The sequence below is a fragment of the Bifidobacterium hapali genome, assembly GCF_002259755.1.
GTDB lineage: Bacteria > Actinomycetota > Actinomycetes > Actinomycetales > Bifidobacteriaceae > Bifidobacterium > Bifidobacterium hapali.
The window spans coordinates 186,382-207,666 of record NZ_MWWY01000005.1 but is presented as its reverse complement, the minus strand read 5'-3'; the positions used below and the strand labels follow the sequence as shown (position 1 = coordinate 207,666).

Genomic DNA, 21,285 nt, shown 5'->3' with positions numbered 1-21,285 from the left:
CCCCTGGACATGCCCTATCGCAGGAAAGGAGTTTTTCATGGACGATAGGGACTTCATGTCCGTGGCGCTGCGTCACGCACGACTCGGAGCGGGCAAGGTCAACCCGAATCCGGTGGTGGGCGCGGTAATCGTACGCGACGGAATAATCATCGCCACCGGCCATCATGATCGTTTCGGCGGCTGGCACGCCGAACGCGCTGCACTCGAGGACGCAAAACAGGCAGGCGTCGACGTGCGGGGCGCCACCATCTACGTCACGTTGGAGCCATGTTGCCACACCGGGAAGCAACCACCGTGCTCGCAGGCGCTTATCGATGCGGGGCTGGCCCGCGTGGTGGTCGGCTCTCCCGACCCTAATCCTTTGGTCGCCGGCAAAGGTGTGCGTCAGCTGCGCGCAGCGGGTATTGAGGTCGTCGAAGGTGTGCTGCGGAACGAATGCAATCAGCTCAACGAAATCTTCCTGCATGCCATCACCACGCATACGCCGTTCGTCATGCTCAAATACGCGATGACCTTGGATGGACGCATAGCCACCTCCACGGGGCTCTCCCGTTGGATCACCGGCGAAGCTGCGCGCCGTCGCGTACATGAAGATCGCGGTAGGTTCGCTTCAGTCATGGTGGGTGTGGGCACTGTGCTGGCTGATGATCCACAGCTCACCTGCCGTATCCCGGGCGGACACGATCCGGTCCGCGTGGTATGCGACACCCGGCTGCGCACTCCGATCGACGCAGCCCTCGTCACCACGGCACGCACGACGCCGACAATCATCGCCACAGCGGTCGAAGATGGGCAATGTACACTCCCCTACCGCAAGGCAGGCTGTGAAATCCTCCAAGCGAATATCGATGGCAATGGCCGCGTGCATGTCGGTGAAATCGTAAAGGCGCTTGGCAATCGAGGATTGGATAGCGTGATGATCGAGGGCGGTGGCGCACTGGCATGGTCGGCTCTGCATGATCGTGCGGTGTCCAAAGTAAGCGCCTACGTCGCACCTAAGCTGTTCGGCGGAAGGAACGCTCCCGGACCGGTGGGCGGAGAAGGCATCACGACTCCCGATGATGCCTTCCGCATCGTCAATCGCAATGTCATCACGGTAGGCGACGACATCGTCATCGAGGGAGGTGTCGCGTATGTTCACGGGAATCGTTGAGGATCTGGGCACGGTCGTGCGATTGGATCGCGGCACTGATTTCGCGCGCCTGACGGTCGACTCCCCAGTGGCAGTGACCAATCGGACGGTCATCGGCGAGAGCATCGCCGTCAACGGCGTATGTCTGACCGTGACAGCCGTACAAGGCACGGCGTTCACCGCAGATATGATGCACGAGACGCTGCGCTGCTCCTCCCTCGGATTCCTCAGACGCGGCGACCATGTCGATGTGGAGCGCGCAATGCCTGCCGCCGGACGGTTCTCCGGACACATCGTCTCCGGACACATCGATGGCACGGGACTGGTCGAGTCGATCACACCAGATGGCATCGCGAAGGTCTATACGATCCGTGCGCCGTATGAGCTCATGCGATTCATTGCGCAGAAGGGGTCGATCACCATCGAGGGTATCAGCCTGACGGTGACATCCGTAACTGACGACACGTTTGGCGTATCCATCATCCCGCACACCGCGTCGCATACGGTGCTTGCCGAGCGCGGGATCGGCAGCATCGTCAACATCGAAACCGATCCGATTGCGAAATACGTAGACCGGCTGCTCGCGCTGCCGTCGCACGGCGGCGACAGTGACAGCCGCGCATCCGAGGCGATCACCGAGCGATTCCTCATCGAACACGGCTTCTGACATGCACACGAAGGATAAAAAAGATACACAATCGAAGGACATCATATGACTTCACCGAACACCGGTCGCACCGCCGACGCAGTGGTGGCACGCGCGATACGCGACATCCAGGCGGGTCGCATCGTCGTCGTGGCGGACGACGAGGGACGAGAGAATGAGGGCGACCTCATCTGCGCCACGCGTCACGCCTCCCCGACCAACATCGCCTTCATGGCCTCGCATGGCCGGGGTCTCATCTGCATGCCGATAAGCGTCGAACTGGCGGAGCGACTCGACTTTGCGCCTATGGCCACAACGAACACGGACAACCATCACACGGCATTCACCGTTTCCATCGACCACGTGGCCACATCCACCGGCATCAGCGCGCGCGACCGTTCGCTGACCGCGCTGGCCTGCATCGATCCTAAGTCGCGTCCAGAGGACTTCCGCCGCCCCGGCCACATGTTCCCGTTGGTGGCGAGACCGGGCGGCGTGTTGGAGCGCAACGGACATACCGAGGCAACCGTCGACCTGTCGAGACTGGCCGGGCTGGAGCCTTGCGGCCTGTGCTGCGAGATGATGAAAGAGGATGGCATGATGATGCGATGCGGTGATCTCGAACGGTTCGCCGCTGAGCATGAGCTCACGTACATCACCATTGCCCAGCTGCAGGAGTACCGCCGCACGCACGCTTTCCCACACAGGGTGCGACGCGTCGCGCAGGTGGAGCTGCCCACCAACTACGGCCGGTTCATTATGATCGGCTACGAATCCGAGAACGGCAGCGAGCATGTGACGCTGGTGATGGGCGATGACATTCCCGCCGCGAAGGCCAGCACAGACGTCTCCGGCGTATCCGATACGGCGGCGCTTCCGCCCGTGCTATGCCGTATCCATTCGCAGTGCATGACCGGTGACGTGTTCGGCTCGCAACGCTGTGACTGTGGTCCGCAGCTGCATGAGGCGATACGTCGCGTGGCGGCAGCCGGCCGCGGCGTAATCCTCTACCTCAGCCAGGAGGGTCGCGGCATAGGTCTTCTCAACAAGCTACGTACCTACGAGCTGCAGGAGCAGGGCTTCGACACGCTCGACGCGAACCTCAAACTCGGTTTCCCCGCAGACGCACGCGAGTACAACACCGCTGCCGCCATGCTGCGCGATCTTGGAATCGCCTCCGTCGACCTGATGACGAACAATCCGGACAAGATCGATCAGCTGGAACATGCCGGCGTCACCGTCGCATCCCGCGTGCCAATCGTCATCCCGCCGAACATGTACGACGCGAACTACCTGTCCACCAAGCAACATCGCATGGGGCATCTGCTGGGTGTCCTTGCAACCGCAACAACCACCACCATCACCAAGGAGAACTGACATGACCGTATTCGAAGGCCAGCTGGTCGCGAACACCACTAGCACCGGAAACGAAGCGAACGCACCGATCCGTATCGGCATCGTTGCGGCCCGCTTCAACGAGTTCATCACCTCGAAGCTGCTGTCCGGCGCTCAGGACGGTCTGCGCCGGCACGGCGTGGCCGACGAAAACGTCGACGTGGCGTGGGTGCCCGGCTCGTTCGAGATTCCGATCGCCGCCAAGTGCATGGTGACGACCGGACGCTACGACGCGGTGATCTGCCTCGGTGCAATCATCCGTGGATCCACCTCCCACTACGACCTCGTGTGCAACGAAACCGCGAAGGGCATCGCACAGGTGTCGCTGAGCTCCGACGTACCGGTGCTCTTCGGCGTGATCACCACCGAGAACATCGAACAGGCCATCGAACGCGCCGGCACCAAGGCCGGCAACAGGGGATTCGACTGCGCGCTCGGTGCCATTGAGATGATTAACGTACTGCGCGCCATCTCCGACGGACAGTAGGCAACGGACGTGGCGTATCGGCGCGCGACATTTCGGCGCCTCCACCGCACGATGCTTCAATAGCTCGGCGTCACAGGAACAGGCGAATGACCGCCACTACGGATAGCGCATAGACGAGCACGCTGAACGCGGACTGGCTGACACGGCGAGCCACCCACCGGCCACACAACACAGCGATGACAACCAGCGGAATAGTCCATGCCATCGCCGTGAAGTTCGTCCAAGTAATCATGTTGAGGCCGATGGCAAACGGCAGTTTGACCATGTTGATGATCAGATAAAACCAGGCGGTAGTACCGAGGAAACGTACAACACTCAGGTTTTCGGACAGGAAGTAGATCGAGGTAATCGGCCCGCCCGCGTTGGCAACCATCGTGGTGAAGCCGGCGAGCGCGCCGCACACCACGCGCTTGACCAGTGCGAATGTTTTCGTACCAACGGCGTGAGGCACGGCAGACGACCGTGCATCCGAATCATCCGCCGTCGTCGTATCATCCGTCATCATGGCATTCGATGCATCGGTCTTCGACGGTTTCGCCTCGGCCTGTCCAGAACGTCCGACCGTCCTACGCTCGGCAATCCTTTTGCGCGCCAATGAGAGGAAGTACATGCCCACGAACACCGCCAGGATCACGCCGATGGTCAGACGGGTGACGGTGTTGTCCGCCACAAACAGGAATCCAGCGCCCGCCACGATGCCAATGGCAACAAACGGAAACAGTCGCAGCAGCGTGCGACGCGACACATTGCCCCGATACGCCCAGATGGCACTCCAGTCAGCCACGATCGCCATGATGAGAGTGATGCCGGTGGCCTCCTTGGCGGGCATGACGGCGGTGAGCGTAGCCACGGCGAGAATACCCGCACCCGGTGCCAATGATTTATCCAATCCGTACAGCACTGCGGCGATCGCCACCACGGCCATCACACCAACCGTCATCCGACAATGCCGCCTTCCTACATCAAGCTACACACGCTACAGTTAGATCACCTCAGATGTTTACCAGCGCATCACGACGGGCAACGAATGCGTCAATCGCCTCGTTCCCTTCGATCACCGTGAACGTGATCGTCTTACGTTCGCTAGCCTGCGGTGCCAACGTATGCAAATCGCCACGCTGCTCATGCCAGCCGCGACCAAGTACGCTCGAATTAGACGGTTCAAGACCGACCACATAGTCGCCAGCACCCATCGACTTCCACTCCATAAAATACGGGAAGTCAGCAGCATCAAACTCGATCGTAAGACCAAGACCAAGCTTGCGGTTCACCACGCCTGCAAAACTGCGGCCGTGCTCATCGGCTGCAAGATCGTGCAGATACACACTTTCCGGCTTATTCGCAACCGGCTCGCCGATCTGACTCCACGGGGTATCGTCGGCAGCAGTCGTCTCGTCGCGCGGTGTGACCTTGCGACTTGGGATCACGACTTCAGCGCCCGAGTCAAGCAGCGGCCAGCCAACATTGCAGTGATACATCCACATCAGCGGTTCTTCGCGGAAAGACTCGTTCGTCACTTCGTCCTCAACAGTGATCGTCGCAGTGCCATATACGCTCGTAATACGTCGACGCAACACCATGTTCTCGCCGAACAGTTCTGCTTCGCGCATTTCGCCAGACACTTCGAGTACGTAATCACCGTTCTCATTCCAGTATGCGTCGGAGCTGACGTGTTCGGCCGGAGTGGTACGAATACGACCGTGCATCGGATAACTGCCGGCTGGATATTGCGAACCTTTAGGCGTGACATACGGCGCGCAGATGTTCTCGAAGCCACAGGTGAAGAACAGGCCGCCCATGATCGAACGTTGGGCTTCAAGACCGTTCGTATCGAACTGATTGCGGCCGTTCAGGCCAGGCTTTGAGAGGAATGTGAGGTTCTCGCCGCGATATTCGATCTGGGCAATATCGAGCGCACGATCAGCCATAGACATAAACCGCAGCGGACCATTCTTGACCTCGATGGCCTTAAGTCCGTGGGCGCGACCCTCCTGATATTCGATCGGGCGCGTATATGCGGCCTGCTGCAAGCTACCCATGTGCGCGAGCATGTTTTCGCGAGTTGGATTGTTATGCTGAACCAGCATGGTTCATACCTCCTTGTAGTGGCATTGACTGATCGATACTGTACTCGATACCATTCTCGATGGTAAGCGTTTTCCATTGTGTGCCGTCGCCTTTTTGCACCCAGAACCGAGCGTAATTGCGCGCAATAACAGGACCTGCGCGCACTTACGCTCGTTTTTTCGCCCAATTTCGAGCGTAACTGCGCGCAGGCCTCATTAATGCGCGCAGTTACGCTCGATCTGAGCACCGCATAACCCAGCCAGCACAAGCCACAAGCACAATCCCTAAGTTATCCACAGACACGCCGAACACCCGACCGTTCGACCACATACCCCTGTTCAGCTTGCATTGTCACGCTCACACCGCCACCATTGGCATATGAAACTACGCAATGACATTGAGCAGCTCCGCATCGAAGGCGAGCGCGGCCGACGCTGCTTCTACCCGAATAACCACCTACAGCAGCAAGCACTCGCTGCCCGACTACACGGCGGACAATTCATCCGCCCTTACCGGAATATGTATGCACGCTCAGAATATTGGCATGCCTTACCTCCTCCAGAACAGGCGCGTCACATCATCCGAGCAATGTCGCATCAGTATCCAAACCGCGTATTCGCCGGACTTAGCGCAGCCGCAATGTTGCACCTTGAATATCCGTGGAAACTACATCATGACGAATCAGTATTCATCGCCTCACCGAGAGGCCGTTCAACCGGCACGTACTCGCGTTTACATCATATTGTCATGCGCACAGCTCCAACCTGCACGTTAGTCGATCATTTCGGTAACGGACAATTCGCTACTAGTGTGATTCCCGAAACACTTGCATCTGCAGCTGCATCTGGTAGCAATGTTGCCGATACCGTTAACATCGTGCGTATCACAACGCCAGCCCGAACACTCATCGACTGTGGATTACGTTACCCATTCGTGCAGGCATTACCGATGTTTGATTCCGCATTTCGCAATAATCTTGTTACACGCGGGCAAGTGCTTGACCTATGCAATGAAGTGCATATTGATTGCAGTTGTGTACTGCGCTTGCTGCATTATGCGAATCCACTCAACGAGAACGGCGGCGAATCACTGTGTTATGGCACAATTATTGACGAGGGATTCGCAGTACCGCAGCTGCAGCATGTGTTCATTGACCCGGATAATCCCTGGGTTCGGCATCGCGCCGATTTTGTTTGGCACACGCATGATGGTCGCGTGATCGTACTCGAATATGATGGCACACGTAAATATGTAGATCCCAAAATGACACATCGACGTGGCATACAGGATGTGATCCGCGATGAGCGCGATCGTGAGGATGCGTTACGTCGAGCCAAAGTAACGGATATTATTCGTACGACATACGACGAGGTCGTGCAGCGTACGCCGTTGAAACGTAAACTGCTCGATGCGGACGTGCCGATGACGGTCGCTAATCCGCAATATGAACGTTGTCTTGATATTCGCGGCCGAGAACGGTGAATGACAGGGTTAGCATGACTGATCATATGCCGATTTCAAGCGTAAGTGCGCGCAATATCGAGGCCCGCGCGCAGTTACGCTTGAAATTAGGCGAAAAAACGAGCGTAAGTGCGCGCAGGTCATGTTATTGCGCGCACTTACTCTCGGTATTGACGGCGCTCGGTATTGACGGTTGGCATAAGCTGCGTGCGCGATGCAACACGCAATACATATGGACGCGCATCACCTACACGTACCTACACATGATCAACAGTACGAGTGTGCTGGTTGCAGTCGCCTTCAGACCACCCTGCACGCGACGCCACGCTATGAGAGCGCGTGATATGCAGCCTCATCGACAGGCTCAAGCCATTCGGTCGATGCGCCGTCCGCCTTGGGCATGACAGCCACATGCGCGAAGGACTTGGTAGGAGCCGCACCATGCCAATGCTTAGTGTCCGGCGGAATGTACGCCACATCACCGGGCTTGAGCTCAACCGGGTCATGTCCATCGATCTGGTAGTATCCGCGGCCGCCCACAGCCAGCAGAATCTGGCATATGCCGTGATGAATATGCCAGTGGTTCGTGCAGCCCGGCTCGAAGGTGACGTTGGCAACACTTACCGTATCGTCGCCAGCCAAAGCAGACAGATAACTTTGTCCTTCGAAATACTGGGCGTACGCATCATTCGGTTCACCCATTGGGAATGCACTTGGATTATCCATGATTCGCTCCTTGCCACGACATATGGGAATCGTCGGCTGTTCGGTTAGTCATATGATCATTATCAAACAGCCGATACCCTCGACGATAAAGGCTTCAAGCGCTCGAAGTCAATTAGCTGAAAGTACGGGAGTGCGGCAACTCTCACGCAGCGTCTGACACACCACGTCGAAACAGCAATCGCACATACCATGCGACCGGCAACGTGAGCACTCCTCCAGCGATGAACACCCACGAAATCGGTATGACGTCGGCGAGCGGAGCGAATATCAGCATGCCCAACGGCATACCAAACGTCGCCATGGTGGTTTCAAGGCCAAACACACGGCCGGTCATCGATTCATCGGACTCGGATTGCATGATCGTGCGCATCGGGCCGACGCATACGGCCGACGCAATACCATTGAGTACATCGATAATCAGGTACGCCAACAAATTCGGCGCCACGCCAAGACCGATGACCGTAATGCCGACCAGTGCAATGCCAACCACCACCATACGCATTTGAGCGCGTCCGTCGCGCAGTATTTTCGCGCCGATTGTCGACATGAACGCGCCGCCAAGCAACATGCCAATGCTCCATCCGAGTTCGTTGGCCGCGAGCTTATCGGAGGCAGTGGTAAGGTTCACGAATCCAAGGTTCAGGTCGATTCCCTCGTATTCGCGGGTCATGAGCAGCAGAGTCAGATTCATCGGCGCGACGGCCACAAAACAAGTGAGTGCATCACCTAGAATGACCCCTTTGAGATGGGGATGGCCCATTGCATACCTGAATCCATCCTTGAGATCGACAAACGTACGACGAAGAGTAGCAGCGAACAGATGCGTACCATCGGTCGCGGCTTTCACGGCTTCGTCAGCCGTTGCGTTCTGCATACTGATTGTCTGAGCCGTACCGGTATCCGTCGCGCTCGACTTTTTCGGCACTCGAATCATGGAAACGAATCCGACACCGATTACCGCGGTCGTCACGTCGACAAGCAGAATCGACCACAACGGCACCATGTTCACGAGCACGGCTGCGATGGCGGGAGCCACGATCATATTCGCCGAGTTGATCACGCCGAAGATCGAGTTCACGCGCAGCAGCTTGCCCGTCGGCGTCACATCGGGAATGAACGACTGCACGGCAGGCATTTGTACGCCACCGCCAGATGAGCGAATGAGCAGTACCACGAAAATCACCGACAGGCTGGCCCATCCCATTGCAAAACTGAACGACAGCGCCACGGTTACGGCCGCAATGATGAGATCCGGCAGCATGATAAGCAGTTTGCGGTTGTAACGATCAGCCATCGGACCGCCGAACATGGAGACAATAGCCTGCGGTACAACGCCGAAAAGCGTGGCTAACAACATAGCCATGCCGGTTTTGGATTCCAGCACAATCCACCACCACAGGGCGTATTGGACGATGCTGGAGCCAAGTAGGGAGAATGCTTGCCCAGTGAGCAGCAACGCAACGCGTGACATCCAGCCAGCATCGCGCGGATCAGGAGTACTCTGATCAGACTTAATCGAATCAGCGGACCTAGCTACGGTTGATTCGATTGCAGCCGATTCGGTCACGGTTGATTCAGGGGCCGATTCAACAGTTGATTGAGCAGTATGTGTATTCTGCGACATATGTGTTCATAACTTTCCAGTGAAACGCACGATTCATTTCGCACGCGAACGTTCAATTGGATTGATGTAAGGTCGCCACGTAACGAAATATAGCGGAAGAACATATACCTGAATGTATGCCCGCCTATAACGGCAACCTCGCCCGGACCGCCCGGGCCGAGCCCACTATCCCGCTAAATGGCAGGCTTGGCGAAAAACTCGCTCATCATGCAACGCATTGAACACATGGTGCTCACCATAATCGCACTTTACGACAAAAATTCCCCCGTACCTAACGAAACCCGACAAAGTAGACATTCGTATCACAGAACGAGCGTAACTGCGCGCACTCACGAAGCCTGCGCGCAGTTATGCTTGTTTTTAGCCTGATTTTCGAGCGTAAGTGCGCGCAGCCGTCGCTAATGCGCGCAGTTACGCTCGAAAACGGAAGAGCTTCGGCATAAAAAGCACGGTGAATAGACATCCGTATCAGCAACATCACATATTCGTCTCATCTTCACGCGTCACCGCTACAATTTGACGTCGATATGCTCGTACACGGAGGGGAACAACTATGGCATTGTCGTGGTGGGAACGACCGATCGCGCTAACCGAAGCGTTGGTGGCACAGCATACCGTACAACTTGCGCCTGAGCCGGACGGCGAGCGCCGTGGACTAGTGCCAGTACCGGCCGATCATGCGCCGTCGTCGAACAAACCGTTCACGTTGGTTGTCGTTGGTGATTCGCTGACCGTTGGATGCGGCGTCGACAATCAGAGAGATGGTTTAGTGCCCGACATGGCTCGCACACTTACCAATGTCGTTAATCGCCCAGTGCGATGGGCGGCGTATGGCAAACTGGGGGCTACGATGCGCCGCGTACGATTTCGTTTACTGCCGCAGGTTAAGGAACAGCCAGATTTGCTGGTGCTGTGTGCCGGTTCGAATGATGTGATGGCTCGTCGCAGTGCGAAGGAATGGCGCGCTGATCTGACCGCTGCTATCGATGAGGCCAAGGCACTGTGCCCGCATGTTGTGGTGCTCAGTTCCGGTCAGGTGTATCGTTCGCCGGCGCTCGGCCGGACTTTGCGTAAGGCGATTTTGGATATGACCGACGCACAGACCGCGATGAGCAAGGCAATCTGTGCCGACAAGCAGGTGCGTTTTGTGGATATGACGCACTATGACACTGGCCTGACGGATGCTCAGTTTTGGGCGAGTGATGATTTTCACCCATCAAAGCGATGCTATCGTCTGCTGGCGGACGGCGTGATCGAACAGGCAACCCCGGATTTGGTCGCACTTCAGTAATGCCGAACGGTTCACTGGCCGGTATCTTGCAGTCGTAGGGCATGACCACGCCATACACCGCCCGGCCCGCACTATGGCACCACCTGTCGCACTACCGAAAACGGCGGAAAACAGCCATTCCATCGGAGCGCGCCCGGTCATGCAAATCCCGAACCAATGCACCACCAACGCACTGACACCCTACAACTGCAAGATACGCCTCCACACAGCCGTCGCCCGACGCCCACCTACAGCGTGACATGCCAGGAAACCACTACCGTTGCCAGCCTGCGAGGAAAGAGCCGGCCTTGGCGTTGCCATCATCGTGCGGTAGAGACGCACAATATCGTCTGGCGAGGGCACAGATTCGGGTTGCACACGATGGCGACGCACAGTCAATCGAGAACCACGACGGGCAGCAAACTCACTTGTCAATACCAAGCTCCTGCTTGAGCCACGAGCGTTCGGCGTCGATTTCAGCGTCGTGAACCATGATGATGGCACGTCGATATTTGTCGGTGACGTCATCGTTATCGATGGGGCCTTCGCCGTCGCTGTAGAGACGCCGCACGTCGGATTCGAGCAGGTCGAGACGTCGGCGCAATACGACACGTCGATCTTCCTCGTCTGGAATGACTGACAGGAATGACATGACGACCGCCCATTTGGTGATGTTGGTGAGCATGTAGCCGCTGGTGTTTTTGAGCTCGTCAATGAGTGCTGCACGACCGGCCGGTTCGAGATGGAATTCACGCAGTCGCCGACCGTTGACGACGTTGAAGGTTTCGCCGATGTATCCGGCTTTCACAAACCTGCTGGTCACCGTATGCAACGTGCCATCGGAAACGGCTTGCATGTAACCCTGCAGCTGCTCCATTTTTTTGCGCAGCCGGTAGCCACACAATGGCTCTTCGGACAAAAAGCCCAGTGTCATCAGTTCAATCGTATTCATCATATCCATCATGATAGCTCAATTTGAGATATCTCAGAACGACACGCCAGTCACAGAGAACCAACAACCCCACACAATCGGCGTCATTGCAAAGATTTTGCAACCTCCATAAATCTTTTTGATATATCTCGATTTGAAATATATCGCAATGAGATGCATACTGGCATCAACGCAATCACGCAGGAGGCCACAAACCTTCCGCCAGATCGCACAAGCAAACAACCACAACTAAACAGGCGCAATCCCAAAAGCGCGCGCCCTACCGAAAGGACATCATCATGAGCACCATCACTATCTTCGGCGCAGGCAACATCGGCTCTGCAGTGGCAGGCATTGCTGTTAGGTCCGGTGCAAGCGTACAGGTCATCGATCGCAACCCCGATAAGGCCGCTGCAGCAGCTGAGGGCGTTACCGGCGCACAGTTCGGCGAAGCGACCATCAGCGGCGACATCGTCGTACTCGCGTTGCCATTCCCCGCCTACGATGAGGCAATCGCTGCCTATGCTGACCAGCTCGCAGGAAAGACCATTGTCGATGTTTCCAACCCGATCGACTTCACCACCTTCGATCTCGCCCTGCCGCAGGGTGCCGCGTCGGCAGCCGAATATGTGGCCAGCAAACTGCCGAACAGTGCTGTAGTCAAGGCGTTCAACACCACCTTTGCCGCAACGCTAGCCACCGGAGTCAACGACGGTGCTCCGACCGTCGTGCAGCTGGCAGGTGATGACGAGAACGCCAAGAAGGCCGTCGCATCGTTCATCGAAGGTGCTGGACTCAAGACCGTGGATGCTGGCGCTCTTAAGCGCGCACAGTATCTGGAAGGCTACGGCGCGCTGCAGATCATTCTCGGCGTGACCGAGCAGACCCCGTGGACCGGCGGTTTCAAGGTCGTCAAGTAACGCTTTGCCCAAGTCCACTGAAATCACACGAAACGTGCGTCAGTTATGCAATCAGGCAACAGTGTGCGCGCCTGATTGCATAACGATGATGCCGATGATCATGATTGCCATGCCGGCCAGCATCTTCGCATTGAGCGGATCATGAAATAGTAAGCGCGCGGCGAATGCCGTCAAGATGATACCCACGCACGACCATACGCCGTATGCGAGTGCTGTCGGCATGCCACGTTCCAGCACGATTGACAGTAACCAGAAGCACACCACGTATCCAGCGATAACGGGAATTGCCCACAATGGTTTAGAGAAGCCTTCGGATGCGCGTAGCGACAATGTTGCGACAACCTCGCAGCCAATAGTTACGAACAGCAACAGCCATGTAATGGCCATATTCCCTCTCTTTCGAACGCCGTCGCGGGCATCGCGTTTTTCGATTTCGCTCATGTGCATCATGCTATCGTTCGCCGCGAACGACGTTTTTCATACTTACTCACTAGTACAGCCGAGTGGAAACTTCGTTGGCAGCGCGAAACAATGACTGTCACATGACCGCTCATTTCGCGATATGCGAACCTGAATAGGCCAAGATATTCGCGCAACGTAACCTAGTGTATATTCCATTAATCAACACATACCCATACCCTAAGGAGACCCTTACTATGGCAAAGAAAACGCTGGTACTCGTATTCCACCCGAGCCTCAACGAGCAGTCGCACGTCAACGCCGCATTGGCCAAGGCCGCTGGCGAACTGGACAACGTGACCGTACGCGACGAGTACGCGCTCTACCCGGATGGCAACATCGATGTGAAGGCCGAGCAGGAGGCCATCGAAGCCGCCGACCGCGTGGTCTTCCAGTTCCCGCTGTGGTGGTTCTCCTCCCCCGCACTGCTCAAGTCGTGGGAGGATGCGGTGCTCGAGCACGGCTGGGCATATGGTTCAGAAGGCCATGCGTTCGAAGGCAAGGAGTTCGCGGTTGCCGTTTCCACCGGTTCCCCTGAGGCGAACTACCAGCCCGACGGCACAAACAAGTTCACCATCGATCAGGTGCTGGTCCCGTTCCAAGGCACGGCTAACTACATCAGCGCAACGTGGGTCAAGCCGTTCGTCACGTTCGGCGCATTTGGCATCAGCGATGATGCACTGGCTGAAGCAGCAAAGCAGTATCAAGAGCTGCTCGCTCAGTAGTTCTCGTGTCATGACATCACATGGCACAATCGCATAACTGACATGTGAAACTCGTATGAACAATGGGGCTTGCGGCGTGCACAACGCATACCGCAAGCCCCATATGTCATATTCCAAGCAATATCATCCTCGCCATCGAACGAGCTCGTAAACGAGTACCAATACAAGCAGTACGGCAGAGGCCAAAAACACGACGCTTAGGGCGAGCGTGAGCGAAGGCACGAAGGCGGCAATAACACCGAAAACAGCTACGCCAAGCGCGCCACCAACCTGACGGAACGTGTTGAACATAGCGGATGCGATACCAGCTTGCGTCGCATCCACACTAGCCAGTACTACACCGGCGGCTGCAGGCGTGGTGATGGCTGCACCGAATCCGACGATGCTCAGCCCGCAGGCAAGCACCCATACCGGAATAGGTGCAGGGCAAAGCAGCTCGAGCATAAATCCGACGATCATAATCGACAATCCCAGCGTAATCGACCATTTCGAACCTCGCGCAGCAATGAGACGGCCGCCATACATGTTGCCGAACATTGTGACAAACGCGGATGGTACAAATACGAGTCCAGCCGTAAACGCGCTCATGCCGAGTCCATCCTGCAGGAACATGGTTGCAATAAACACCATGCCATACCAGTTGAAAATCATTACGAAACCGATCATCAACGCGACCTGCATACCGCGTACGCGAAACAGTTCAAGCGGCATCATCGGCACCGATACGCGCGATTGCGAATAGACAAATAATCCCAGTACGATAACGCCGCCAACTAGCAGCCCAACTGTTATCGGCGACGAGAAACCAAGCGAACCAACTTCGATAACTCCAGCAACGAACATCGTCAAGCCAAGCAATGCCAATGTCTGACCAAGACCGTCGAACCGTGTCACACGGCGCGGCGAAGGTGCAATGCGCGCGGCGAACGCGAGTATCAGTAGACAGAACGGTATGTTGATTGCGAAAACGAGACTCCAATGGATTGGCGTCAGCAAACCGCCGAGTAATGGGCCGACTGCCGAGGCAGATGCACCACCCGCACCCCACATGGCAAGCGCCCACGCACGCCGACGTGGGTCCGGATTTGACTCGTTAATCAGCGACATTGACGCTGGCAAAATGAGTGCAGAAGCCACGCCAAGCAGACAGCGACCGACGATCAGCACAGCCATTGACCATGCAAACGTACTGAATACAGACGCAGCACCAAACAACATTGCACCGGCAATAAAAACACGTTTGGCACCCCACCGATCGGCAAGATTTCCAGCGAAAAGCAGCAATACGGCGAAGAGCAGACTGTAACCGTCAACCATCCATTGTCGCGAGGCCATATCGCCACCGAGATCAGCAGCGATGGCTGGCAGCGCAACGTTGACAATGAGCACGTCCATGCCGACGAGAAACGATGCAATAGCCGCAGCAGCCGTGGTTAGCGAAGCGGAATACTGATGACGCTGGTCATGCAATGTCGTACTCTGATTCGCCTGATGTTGAGTTGTCGATGATGCAGACACGAAGATGACTTTCCTTTTCCATGCACGATATGACCGGCATCCAGTATTAATAATTCGTTTATACATTCACTACCTATCAGCTAACTTCTCCAACAAGGGAGCGCAAGGAGAGCTAAGTAAGACATAGCAAACGAATTTTCACATAAGATGCTGGTTTCACATGTGTCACTAAGTTACTACGTGAGATATAATAGGGCATCTCAGTACTTGAAAACAGCGAATCATGAATGTTTATAGTTCATACTATATAAATAAAAAGTTTATACATAGGCACGAGAGCGATACCGATTATGTATGACAGACGACTTGATGCAATCATCGAAACAGCAAATACTGGCAGTTTTACGCAAGCGGGACGCAGACTCCATCTATCTACGCCAGCGATCGCCCAACAAATCACCACATTTGAGCACGAATACGGGCTGACTCTCTTCGATCGTTCACGCGCAGGCGTTACGCTCACAGCAGCCGGATCACAATTCGTTGACGATGCGCAATCAATAATTAGACAGTCGAACGAAATCATACGCAGGGCACGGCAACGTTCCCATCCCGAATCAATTCCCGTACGACTCGGCATTTCTATGTTGCGCCCGGCCAAGCGTATCCTCGATTTATGGCAGCATGGCAGTCAATGCCGTAGTCAACCCTCCATACGGCTCGAACTCGTGCAACTACCGGACGACAGTACATCGATTGACGATATCATCGCACATCTCGGCGAATCCGTTGACGTAATCGCCACCGCATTCGTTCCCGGCCACTGGCAAGGCATATGCAACACGCTGTCGCTGTCATACGAACCGTTATGTCTGGCCGTGCCACGCAGCAATCCGCTCTCGCACCGCGCGACACTGACTATCGACGATCTTGCAGGTACACGCATTCGCATTTTGCCACGCGGTAATGGCACCGACGACATCGCGCGCGATCTACTCGAACGCAACCCATCTATAACGTTAGTCAATATTGAGCAGTACAGTCTCGATGTCTTTAATGACTGCTCTGAAACCGGTGACTTGCTTATCTCCAAACCAATGTGGCGCGACGTACATCCGCAACTTGTCAATGTGCCAGTTGACTGGCCTGAACCGGTCGGCATGTGGTATGGCTTAATGTACCCGCGCTCCCCCGTTGCGCAGGTCGCCGCATTCGCTGAACGCATTGCCATGCTGAATCAGCAGTTCCCAGCGAACGAAACTGTATGAGCATAAACGCCGGTCATCTGCTGCGAGCGTTACCATAGACACCGTGGGGTTTGATTCCATACGTATGAATGAATATGAATGATGATGAGATGATGATGAGTAACGATAACGACATACAGTATGACGAAACGAATGATAACAATATGAATGATATGACCAATACAAACACCGCATCCACCGTTGACCGCTCATGGCTCACCGCCGCCAAGCAGACGATCAGCCAGTGGTCGTACATTATGCTTAAAGACGCTGACGATCATGATATTGACTGGGATTGGGTAAATTCACTCGATCTCGAACATGGCATCGGCGTAGCCCATCCGGCCGATCTTGAAGCGGGCGCAGCAAGTAGCGTGCACGATTTACTCAAGGCCGATCTTGCGATTCGTGACCAGCTCGAAGCAATTCTCGCGAAGATGAGCATGACGTTCATGCGCGATTTCGACCGTCATATTAAAACGTACGAGCTGCCGCGTGCGCTCGCGTATGCTGATCGTCGTTTGACTGATCAGATTGCACTGTTGCGCGATCGCGGTGTGGCGGAAGGATTGTGGACCGTTACCGATGAGGATCGTCAGCGGGTCACAGTGCCGGTTCTGCATGCTGCAGAGGGCAGCGGATTGACTGACGCCGATCTTGACGACGTGCAGGATCATACAGCTGAGATCGTGAACGCTCGCGCTGAGCAACGTAAGGCCGATCGCGAAAAACGCGAAGCGGCTCGTCACGAACGGCAGATGGCATTGTTTGAGGCCGACGAGAAGCAGTATGGTTCTGTGGAGGCAGGACCGGACGAGTCCGCACCGTCTGATTCCAGTTCGGATGCGGGAAGCCCTGACTATCTTATTGAAGCGCAGCCGATTATTAACGACGACAATCCAGCGGTACCGGATATTACTCAGGTCAATCAAAACGAGACTGCTGTGTCAGAAGAACGGTACGAGCAATTCCGTCACGCAGCAGCCGAGCACGTAGCGGCACGTCAAGCAGCCGCCCCGAAAGACTACTGGCGTGAAGTCTACCTGCCCGGTCGCGACGTGGACAACGTCATGGGCATTGACTTGGAAACGAACGGTACCGAACCATACCGCGCGTACATTATTGATGTCGGCTTTGAATATATGAATATGAAGTCGCCGCGTCCGACAAACACTGGCGCTGACTATTCGTATGACAAGGATTATTACGAGTCTGGCGATGCATATGACCAGCACCGCTACTCGTTCGGGGTGACTCCTGAAGCTGCACGGCATGGCAACGCGTTTATTATTCAGTTGACCGGCATTGATATTAGCCAGCGTACGGGCGCGGATTACCCGTTGTTTGACGAGGACCCAGCGGCACAGGCTGATCTGCTCAAGCGTTTGACATCGCAGCCGTTTGTTGCGCATATGGCGACGTTCGAGCATAGCTTCTTCATGCTCAACGTGGCCGGTTATGCGGAAGCGTATCGCAACGGTCATGTGACGATTATTGATACACTACCGATGAGTCGACTGTGGGATGAAGGTTCGATTCCATGCGAAGGTCACCCGGACGGTGATAATACGCTTGACGCGTATGCAAAGCGGCAAGGTGCGCTGCATGAGGATGATGCCGAACGCCATCTTGGTCTAGAAGATTCGCATATTATGCTGCTTGCTATGAAGCATCATCTCACCCAGCTCAAGGCCGAAGCTCGCGGTCCGTGGGGTCCAGGCGGCAAGGCCGGAGTTGGCGGCAAGCGTATCATCAACCGCCGTCGCCGCACTTGGCGTCAGTAGCGTGTATACAGCTCCCCTTGTCAGGGGAGCTGTCAGCGTAGCTGACTGAGGGGTAGTTACACTTTCGGAACGTTCTAGAGGTCTTACTACCTCTCAGTCGACTTCGTCGACAGCTCCCCTGACAAGGGGAGCCGCGATAAAAAAGCTTTGCGGCAACGCACCAGCAATTACGGACGCGCTACGCGCGCGCGAATCTTAGCAACCACATACCACGCAGCCAGCGCAATAATCACCGCAGCTACTGCATACTGGAATCGGTCAAGGAATCCTAGAATCACGCACCATTGCGAGCCGAGCAGGAAACCCGCCATTACGAGAATGGCATTCCATACCAGAGAGCCGAACGCGGTAAGCAGCGTGAATCGCAGCAGATTCGTCCGTGCAATACCGGCCGGAATGGAAATCAGGCTGCGCACGATCGGAATAACACGACCAATCAGTACGGAAAGGTATCCGTAACGCGCGAACCAATCGTTCGCTTTGTCAATATCACTGGCGTCAGTCAACGGCATCGCATCAAACAGTCGACGCATACGCTCAGTACCGATCGCGTAAGCGACACCGTACAGTACCAGTGCACCGACAACCGAACCAATAGTCGCACCGCCAATCGCTTCAAATAATGTCATACGGCCTTGCGCAGCGGTGAAACCCGCTAGAGGAAGAATCACTTCGCTAGGAATCGGCGGGAACAGGTTTTCAAGAAACACTGCCGCACCGGTGCCAAGCCAGCCGAGAGCAGACATAAGGCCGACCAGCCAGTCGGTTATCGTACCGATGAAACCACCGGTAGATACTGGGCACGAGGTGATCGTTGAAAGTGTAGATGGCTGCGCCAGAACGGTTGGAGTTGCGATGTTCGTTGCAGCTGCGGAAGCGGCGGTCATTACGATAAATGATTCAGTAGTGATCATACCGCTACGATACGAAACACTCGCTTAGGCGAAGCTAAGGCAACAGCAATTGCGTTTTTAGTGCGCAGCATCCACCAATGGCAACGTGATAAGCATGGTCGTGCCCGATGATGATGTTGATTCAACGTCAAGCGTGCCACCGTATCGGTTCGCCACATCGCGTGCGAGCGCCAGCCCAAGTCCATAGCCTTGATGTGCAGTTCCATCGTCGTCGCGCGCGAAACGGCGGAACAGCCGTTCTGGATTGTCACCGATGCCACTGCCATGATCGCTCACGCGAATGGCCGCAGCATCACCGTGATGTAAGTAGCCAAGCGACACCGTCACGTTGGAACTATCCGGCGCATGCGCGATCGCATTATCCAATACAGCAACCACGCATCGAGATAAACCAACCGCGTTACCAGCAACAATGAAATGCTTCGGATCACCGTCAATACGAGTCGTAATCGTCACGCCACGTTCATCAGCAAGCAGGGCAACCGCATCAACTGACTGGTGAAGAGTCGTCGCGAGCGCAACCGGCTCCGTATTGACCGCGCCTCGCGCCGCAACCAGTAAATCGGTGAGAATTGCGTTCATGCGGTCAACATCGCCTCGCAAGTCAGCAATCGCACTGTCGATCGGCTGGCCGTGCGCGCGGCGGAAATCAATTAAGTCAATACGCGTGGAAATCACCGCGAGCGGTGTTTTTAACTCGTGGCTTGCGTCGGCGACGAAATGTTTCTGCAACGCGAACGCATGCTCCAACGGTGCAACTTCTTTGTGCGAATAGTATCGCCCAATCAACGCAACTGCGACTACCACGCCAACCACAAACAACACAGTAAACGCAATCGCTTTACGCGTATCAATCACCATCATTCCCGAACCGAACTGTTGCGTAACCGACATACTGTTCGGGTCAAAACCTCGCTCGGTAAACTCATGACGCGATCCAAGCAGAACTCCAGCTGCAAACAGCACGCCACCAATCACAGTAACTGCGGCCATTGCGATCGTCATACGCAAACTAATCAGTCCAGCAACGCTGCGACTTTCATCTCCACGAGTCGCACGACGGCCAGCAATACGCGACAAGAAACGAACAATACGGTTCATGACTACTCTCATTCCTGTGGATTGCCGATACGATAGCCACGTCCGCGCACCGTGTCGATGATCGTGCGCGTAGTTTTGCCCCGCACATACGACACGTACACGTCAACCGCACCGATATCACTGCCGGTAGAAAACACGCTCGCGAGTAGTTCGTCGCGAGTAAATACATGATCAGGCGCTGCGGCAAGCGTTGCCAGTAGTTTTGTCTCGGCTTCCGTAAGCGTTACCGTGTGCCCATCAGGATCTTCAATACTATTGGACTGCGGTTTAAGCAGCCAATCGCCAATTATCACGCTCGTAGTTTGTGCCACGAATCCTCGCAACAGCGCCCGCAAACGTGCCTCAAGTTCAGCAATATGGAAGGGCTTGGTCACATAATCGTTCGCACCCGCGTCCAATCCTCCAACAATATCGTCAACGTCAGCGAGCGCAGTCAATACGAGCGTCGGCGTTGTCACGCCACTGCCGCGCAGCTGACGAATTAAGGATAGGCCGTCGCCGTCTGGTAGTCGTCGATCAACAATGAGCGCATCGTATCCGCCGTTTGATAATGTGCGGCGAGCTTCACTCAGCGAACGCGCCCACGTTATTCGGTAATCCGCGCCTAACATTTCGGTAAGCATCGAGCCAAGATTAGTATCATCTTCAATGAGTAGGATCGCCGGCAAAAGTAGGCGGGACGGGTCGAACGACAGCTGGCGTGTTTGCGCTGAGAGACTGGACTGCTGTGCTGTTACTGTCTGTGTCACTTGTGCAGACCGCTCCCCTGCGTTGCCATTTTGCTCGCCGCTGTGCGTGCGTATACTATCCATCACCGATCATCCTTATTCGTGGCTCACTAGTGTTCTTTTGTTATATCAGATGGCGCTCGCACTAAGAGAACGCTAAGAAACGCTAGGAAATTGGTCGAAGCTATCGGTGGCGGTAACGTACGCGAT

General features: G+C 55.6%; 20 protein-coding genes and 1 pseudogene. 10 read left to right on the top strand and 11 right to left on the bottom strand.

Annotated features, from left to right (window positions below; translation table 11 throughout):
- The first annotated feature begins 37 nt into the window (after positions 1-37).
- Genes ribD through ribH form a run of 4 tightly spaced genes read left to right on the top strand, consistent with a single transcriptional unit; the run spans position 38 to position 3,660 of the window.
- Positions 38-1,153, top strand: coding sequence for a bifunctional diaminohydroxyphosphoribosylaminopyrimidine deaminase/5-amino-6-(5-phosphoribosylamino)uracil reductase RibD (gene ribD, locus BHAP_RS01495; protein WP_094728910.1), 1,116 nt, complete (start codon positions 38-40; stop codon positions 1,151-1,153).
- Complete coding sequence (locus BHAP_RS01490; protein WP_094728908.1) at positions 1,134-1,799, top strand: riboflavin synthase; 666 nt, start codon at positions 1,134-1,136, stop codon at positions 1,797-1,799. The genes ribD and BHAP_RS01490 overlap by 20 nt, the downstream gene beginning before the upstream one ends.
- Positions 1,800-1,844: 45 nt before the next feature.
- Positions 1,845-3,155 carry a 3,4-dihydroxy-2-butanone-4-phosphate synthase gene (ribB, locus tag BHAP_RS01485; RefSeq protein WP_094728906.1) on the top strand — a complete coding sequence of 437 codons (1,311 nt, stop codon included), beginning with the start codon at positions 1,845-1,847 and terminating at the stop codon, positions 3,153-3,155.
- 1 nt (position 3,156) lies between these two features.
- Positions 3,157-3,660, top strand: coding sequence for a 6,7-dimethyl-8-ribityllumazine synthase (gene ribH / locus BHAP_RS01480; protein WP_094728904.1), 504 nt, complete (start codon positions 3,157-3,159; stop codon positions 3,658-3,660).
- Positions 3,661-3,730: 70 nt separating this feature from the next.
- Here ribH and BHAP_RS01475 read toward each other — a convergent pair whose 3' ends face one another.
- From BHAP_RS01475 to BHAP_RS11580, 3 genes are read right to left on the bottom strand one after another with little or no spacing between them, the layout of a single operon-like run.
- On the bottom strand, positions 3,731-4,600 hold the full coding sequence (locus tag BHAP_RS01475) for a sulfite exporter TauE/SafE family protein (RefSeq protein ID WP_094728902.1): 870 nt from the start codon (positions 4,598-4,600) through the stop codon (positions 3,731-3,733).
- A gap of 52 nt (positions 4,601-4,652) precedes the next feature.
- Positions 4,653-5,747: an aldose 1-epimerase family protein gene (locus BHAP_RS01470; protein ID WP_094728900.1), complete on the bottom strand. Its 1,095-nt coding sequence runs from the start codon at positions 5,745-5,747 to the stop codon at positions 4,653-4,655.
- Positions 5,731-5,892, bottom strand: coding sequence for a hypothetical protein (locus BHAP_RS11580; protein WP_158216399.1), 162 nt, complete (start codon positions 5,890-5,892; stop codon positions 5,731-5,733). Before BHAP_RS11580 ends, BHAP_RS01470 begins: the two co-directional genes overlap by 17 nt.
- A 423-nt stretch (positions 5,893-6,315) precedes the next feature.
- Between BHAP_RS11580 and BHAP_RS01465 the strand changes: the two genes are divergently transcribed.
- Positions 6,316-7,209 (top strand): CTP synthase, encoded by an 894-nt coding sequence (locus BHAP_RS01465; protein ID WP_211279654.1) that lies wholly within the window; start codon positions 6,316-6,318, stop codon positions 7,207-7,209.
- Positions 7,210-7,515: 306 nt separating this feature from the next.
- Here BHAP_RS01465 and BHAP_RS01460 read toward each other — a convergent pair whose 3' ends face one another.
- A complete protein-coding gene (locus BHAP_RS01460; RefSeq protein ID WP_094728896.1) occupies positions 7,516-7,914 on the bottom strand; it encodes a cupin domain-containing protein in 399 nt (132 codons plus the stop codon).
- A 142-nt stretch (positions 7,915-8,056) separates the two neighbouring features.
- Positions 8,057-9,385: an MFS transporter gene (locus tag BHAP_RS01455; RefSeq protein WP_244569240.1), complete on the bottom strand. Its 1,329-nt coding sequence runs from the start codon at positions 9,383-9,385 to the stop codon at positions 8,057-8,059.
- A gap of 706 nt (positions 9,386-10,091) precedes the next feature.
- Between BHAP_RS01455 and BHAP_RS01450 the strand changes: the two genes are divergently transcribed.
- A complete protein-coding gene (locus tag BHAP_RS01450; protein ID WP_094728892.1) occupies positions 10,092-10,829 on the top strand; it encodes an SGNH/GDSL hydrolase family protein in 738 nt (245 codons plus the stop codon).
- A 403-nt stretch (positions 10,830-11,232) separates the two neighbouring features.
- Here BHAP_RS01450 and BHAP_RS01445 read toward each other — a convergent pair whose 3' ends face one another.
- A complete protein-coding gene (locus BHAP_RS01445; RefSeq protein ID WP_244569227.1) occupies positions 11,233-11,763 on the bottom strand; it encodes a PadR family transcriptional regulator in 531 nt (176 codons plus the stop codon).
- Between the two features lie 230 nt (positions 11,764-11,993).
- Here BHAP_RS01445 and BHAP_RS01440 point away from each other — a divergent pair.
- Positions 11,994-12,659 (top strand): annotated as a pseudogene (locus BHAP_RS01440) (NADPH-dependent F420 reductase); the annotation flags it as partial.
- A 51-nt stretch (positions 12,660-12,710) separates the two neighbouring features.
- Here the strand turns inward: BHAP_RS01440 and BHAP_RS01435 are convergent.
- On the bottom strand, positions 12,711-13,100 hold the full coding sequence (locus BHAP_RS01435) for a DMT family transporter (protein ID WP_244569223.1): 390 nt from the start codon (positions 13,098-13,100) through the stop codon (positions 12,711-12,713).
- Positions 13,101-13,315: 215 nt separating this feature from the next.
- On the opposite strand from BHAP_RS01435, the gene BHAP_RS01430 reads away from it, so the two are divergent.
- The gene (locus tag BHAP_RS01430) at positions 13,316-13,843 is read left to right on the top strand and encodes an NAD(P)H-dependent oxidoreductase (protein ID WP_094728886.1); all 528 of its coding nucleotides are present in this window, start codon (positions 13,316-13,318) and stop codon (positions 13,841-13,843) included.
- 123 nt (positions 13,844-13,966) lie between these two features.
- Here the strand turns inward: BHAP_RS01430 and BHAP_RS01425 are convergent, their stop codons facing one another.
- Entirely contained in the window at positions 13,967-15,361 is a 1,395-nt protein-coding gene (locus BHAP_RS01425; RefSeq protein ID WP_244569221.1) for an MFS transporter, read from the bottom strand.
- A 290-nt stretch (positions 15,362-15,651) separates the two neighbouring features.
- Here BHAP_RS01425 and BHAP_RS01420 point away from each other — a divergent pair, with 290 nt between their 5' ends.
- Positions 15,652-16,569, top strand: a complete 918-nt coding sequence (locus BHAP_RS01420; RefSeq protein WP_094728882.1) for a LysR family transcriptional regulator — start codon at positions 15,652-15,654, stop codon at positions 16,567-16,569.
- A 152-nt stretch (positions 16,570-16,721) separates the two neighbouring features.
- The gene (locus BHAP_RS01415) at positions 16,722-18,332 is read left to right on the top strand and encodes a hypothetical protein (RefSeq protein ID WP_094729029.1); all 1,611 of its coding nucleotides are present in this window, start codon (positions 16,722-16,724) and stop codon (positions 18,330-18,332) included.
- 167 nt (positions 18,333-18,499) lie between these two features.
- Here the strand turns inward: BHAP_RS01415 and BHAP_RS01410 are convergent, their stop codons facing one another.
- The 3 genes from BHAP_RS01410 to BHAP_RS01400 form a co-directional block, all read right to left on the bottom strand.
- A complete protein-coding gene (locus BHAP_RS01410) occupies positions 18,500-19,189 on the bottom strand; it encodes a DedA family protein (RefSeq protein ID WP_420807699.1) in 690 nt (229 codons plus the stop codon).
- A gap of 114 nt (positions 19,190-19,303) precedes the next feature.
- Positions 19,304-20,347, bottom strand: coding sequence for a sensor histidine kinase (locus BHAP_RS01405; RefSeq protein ID WP_158216398.1), 1,044 nt, complete (start codon positions 20,345-20,347; stop codon positions 19,304-19,306).
- A gap of 8 nt (positions 20,348-20,355) precedes the next feature.
- A complete protein-coding gene (locus BHAP_RS01400; protein ID WP_094728880.1) occupies positions 20,356-21,159 on the bottom strand; it encodes a response regulator transcription factor in 804 nt (267 codons plus the stop codon).
- Positions 21,160-21,285 lie beyond the last annotated feature (126 nt).

Coding starts and splice junctions, on each gene's coding strand:
- ribD (WP_094728910.1), top strand. CDS start 38: ATGGACGATAGGGACTTCATGTCCGTGGCGCTGCGTCACGCACGACTC.
- BHAP_RS01490 (WP_094728908.1), top strand. CDS start 1,134: ATGTTCACGGGAATCGTTGAGGATCTGGGCACGGTCGTGCGATTGGAT.
- ribB (WP_094728906.1), top strand. CDS start 1,845: ATGACTTCACCGAACACCGGTCGCACCGCCGACGCAGTGGTGGCACGC.
- ribH (WP_094728904.1), top strand. CDS start 3,157: ATGACCGTATTCGAAGGCCAGCTGGTCGCGAACACCACTAGCACCGGA.
- BHAP_RS01475 (WP_094728902.1), bottom strand. CDS start 4,600: ATGACGGTTGGTGTGATGGCCGTGGTGGCGATCGCCGCAGTGCTGTAC.
- BHAP_RS01470 (WP_094728900.1), bottom strand. CDS start 5,747: ATGCTGGTTCAGCATAACAATCCAACTCGCGAAAACATGCTCGCGCAC.
- BHAP_RS01465 (WP_211279654.1), top strand. CDS start 6,316: ATGTCGCATCAGTATCCAAACCGCGTATTCGCCGGACTTAGCGCAGCC.
- BHAP_RS01460 (WP_094728896.1), bottom strand. CDS start 7,914: ATGGATAATCCAAGTGCATTCCCAATGGGTGAACCGAATGATGCGTAC.
- BHAP_RS01455 (WP_244569240.1), bottom strand. CDS start 9,385: ATGTCACGCGTTGCGTTGCTGCTCACTGGGCAAGCATTCTCCCTACTT.
- BHAP_RS01450 (WP_094728892.1), top strand. CDS start 10,092: ATGGCATTGTCGTGGTGGGAACGACCGATCGCGCTAACCGAAGCGTTG.
- BHAP_RS01445 (WP_244569227.1), bottom strand. CDS start 11,763: ATGATGAATACGATTGAACTGATGACACTGGGCTTTTTGTCCGAAGAG.
- BHAP_RS01435 (WP_244569223.1), bottom strand. CDS start 13,100: ATGAGCGAAATCGAAAAACGCGATGCCCGCGACGGCGTTCGAAAGAGA.
- BHAP_RS01430 (WP_094728886.1), top strand. CDS start 13,316: ATGGCAAAGAAAACGCTGGTACTCGTATTCCACCCGAGCCTCAACGAG.
- BHAP_RS01420 (WP_094728882.1), top strand. CDS start 15,652: ATGTATGACAGACGACTTGATGCAATCATCGAAACAGCAAATACTGGC.
- BHAP_RS01415 (WP_094729029.1), top strand. CDS start 16,722: ATGACCAATACAAACACCGCATCCACCGTTGACCGCTCATGGCTCACC.
- BHAP_RS01405 (WP_158216398.1), bottom strand. CDS start 20,347: ATGAACCGTATTGTTCGTTTCTTGTCGCGTATTGCTGGCCGTCGTGCG.
- BHAP_RS01400 (WP_094728880.1), bottom strand. CDS start 21,159: ATGGATAGTATACGCACGCACAGCGGCGAGCAAAATGGCAACGCAGGG.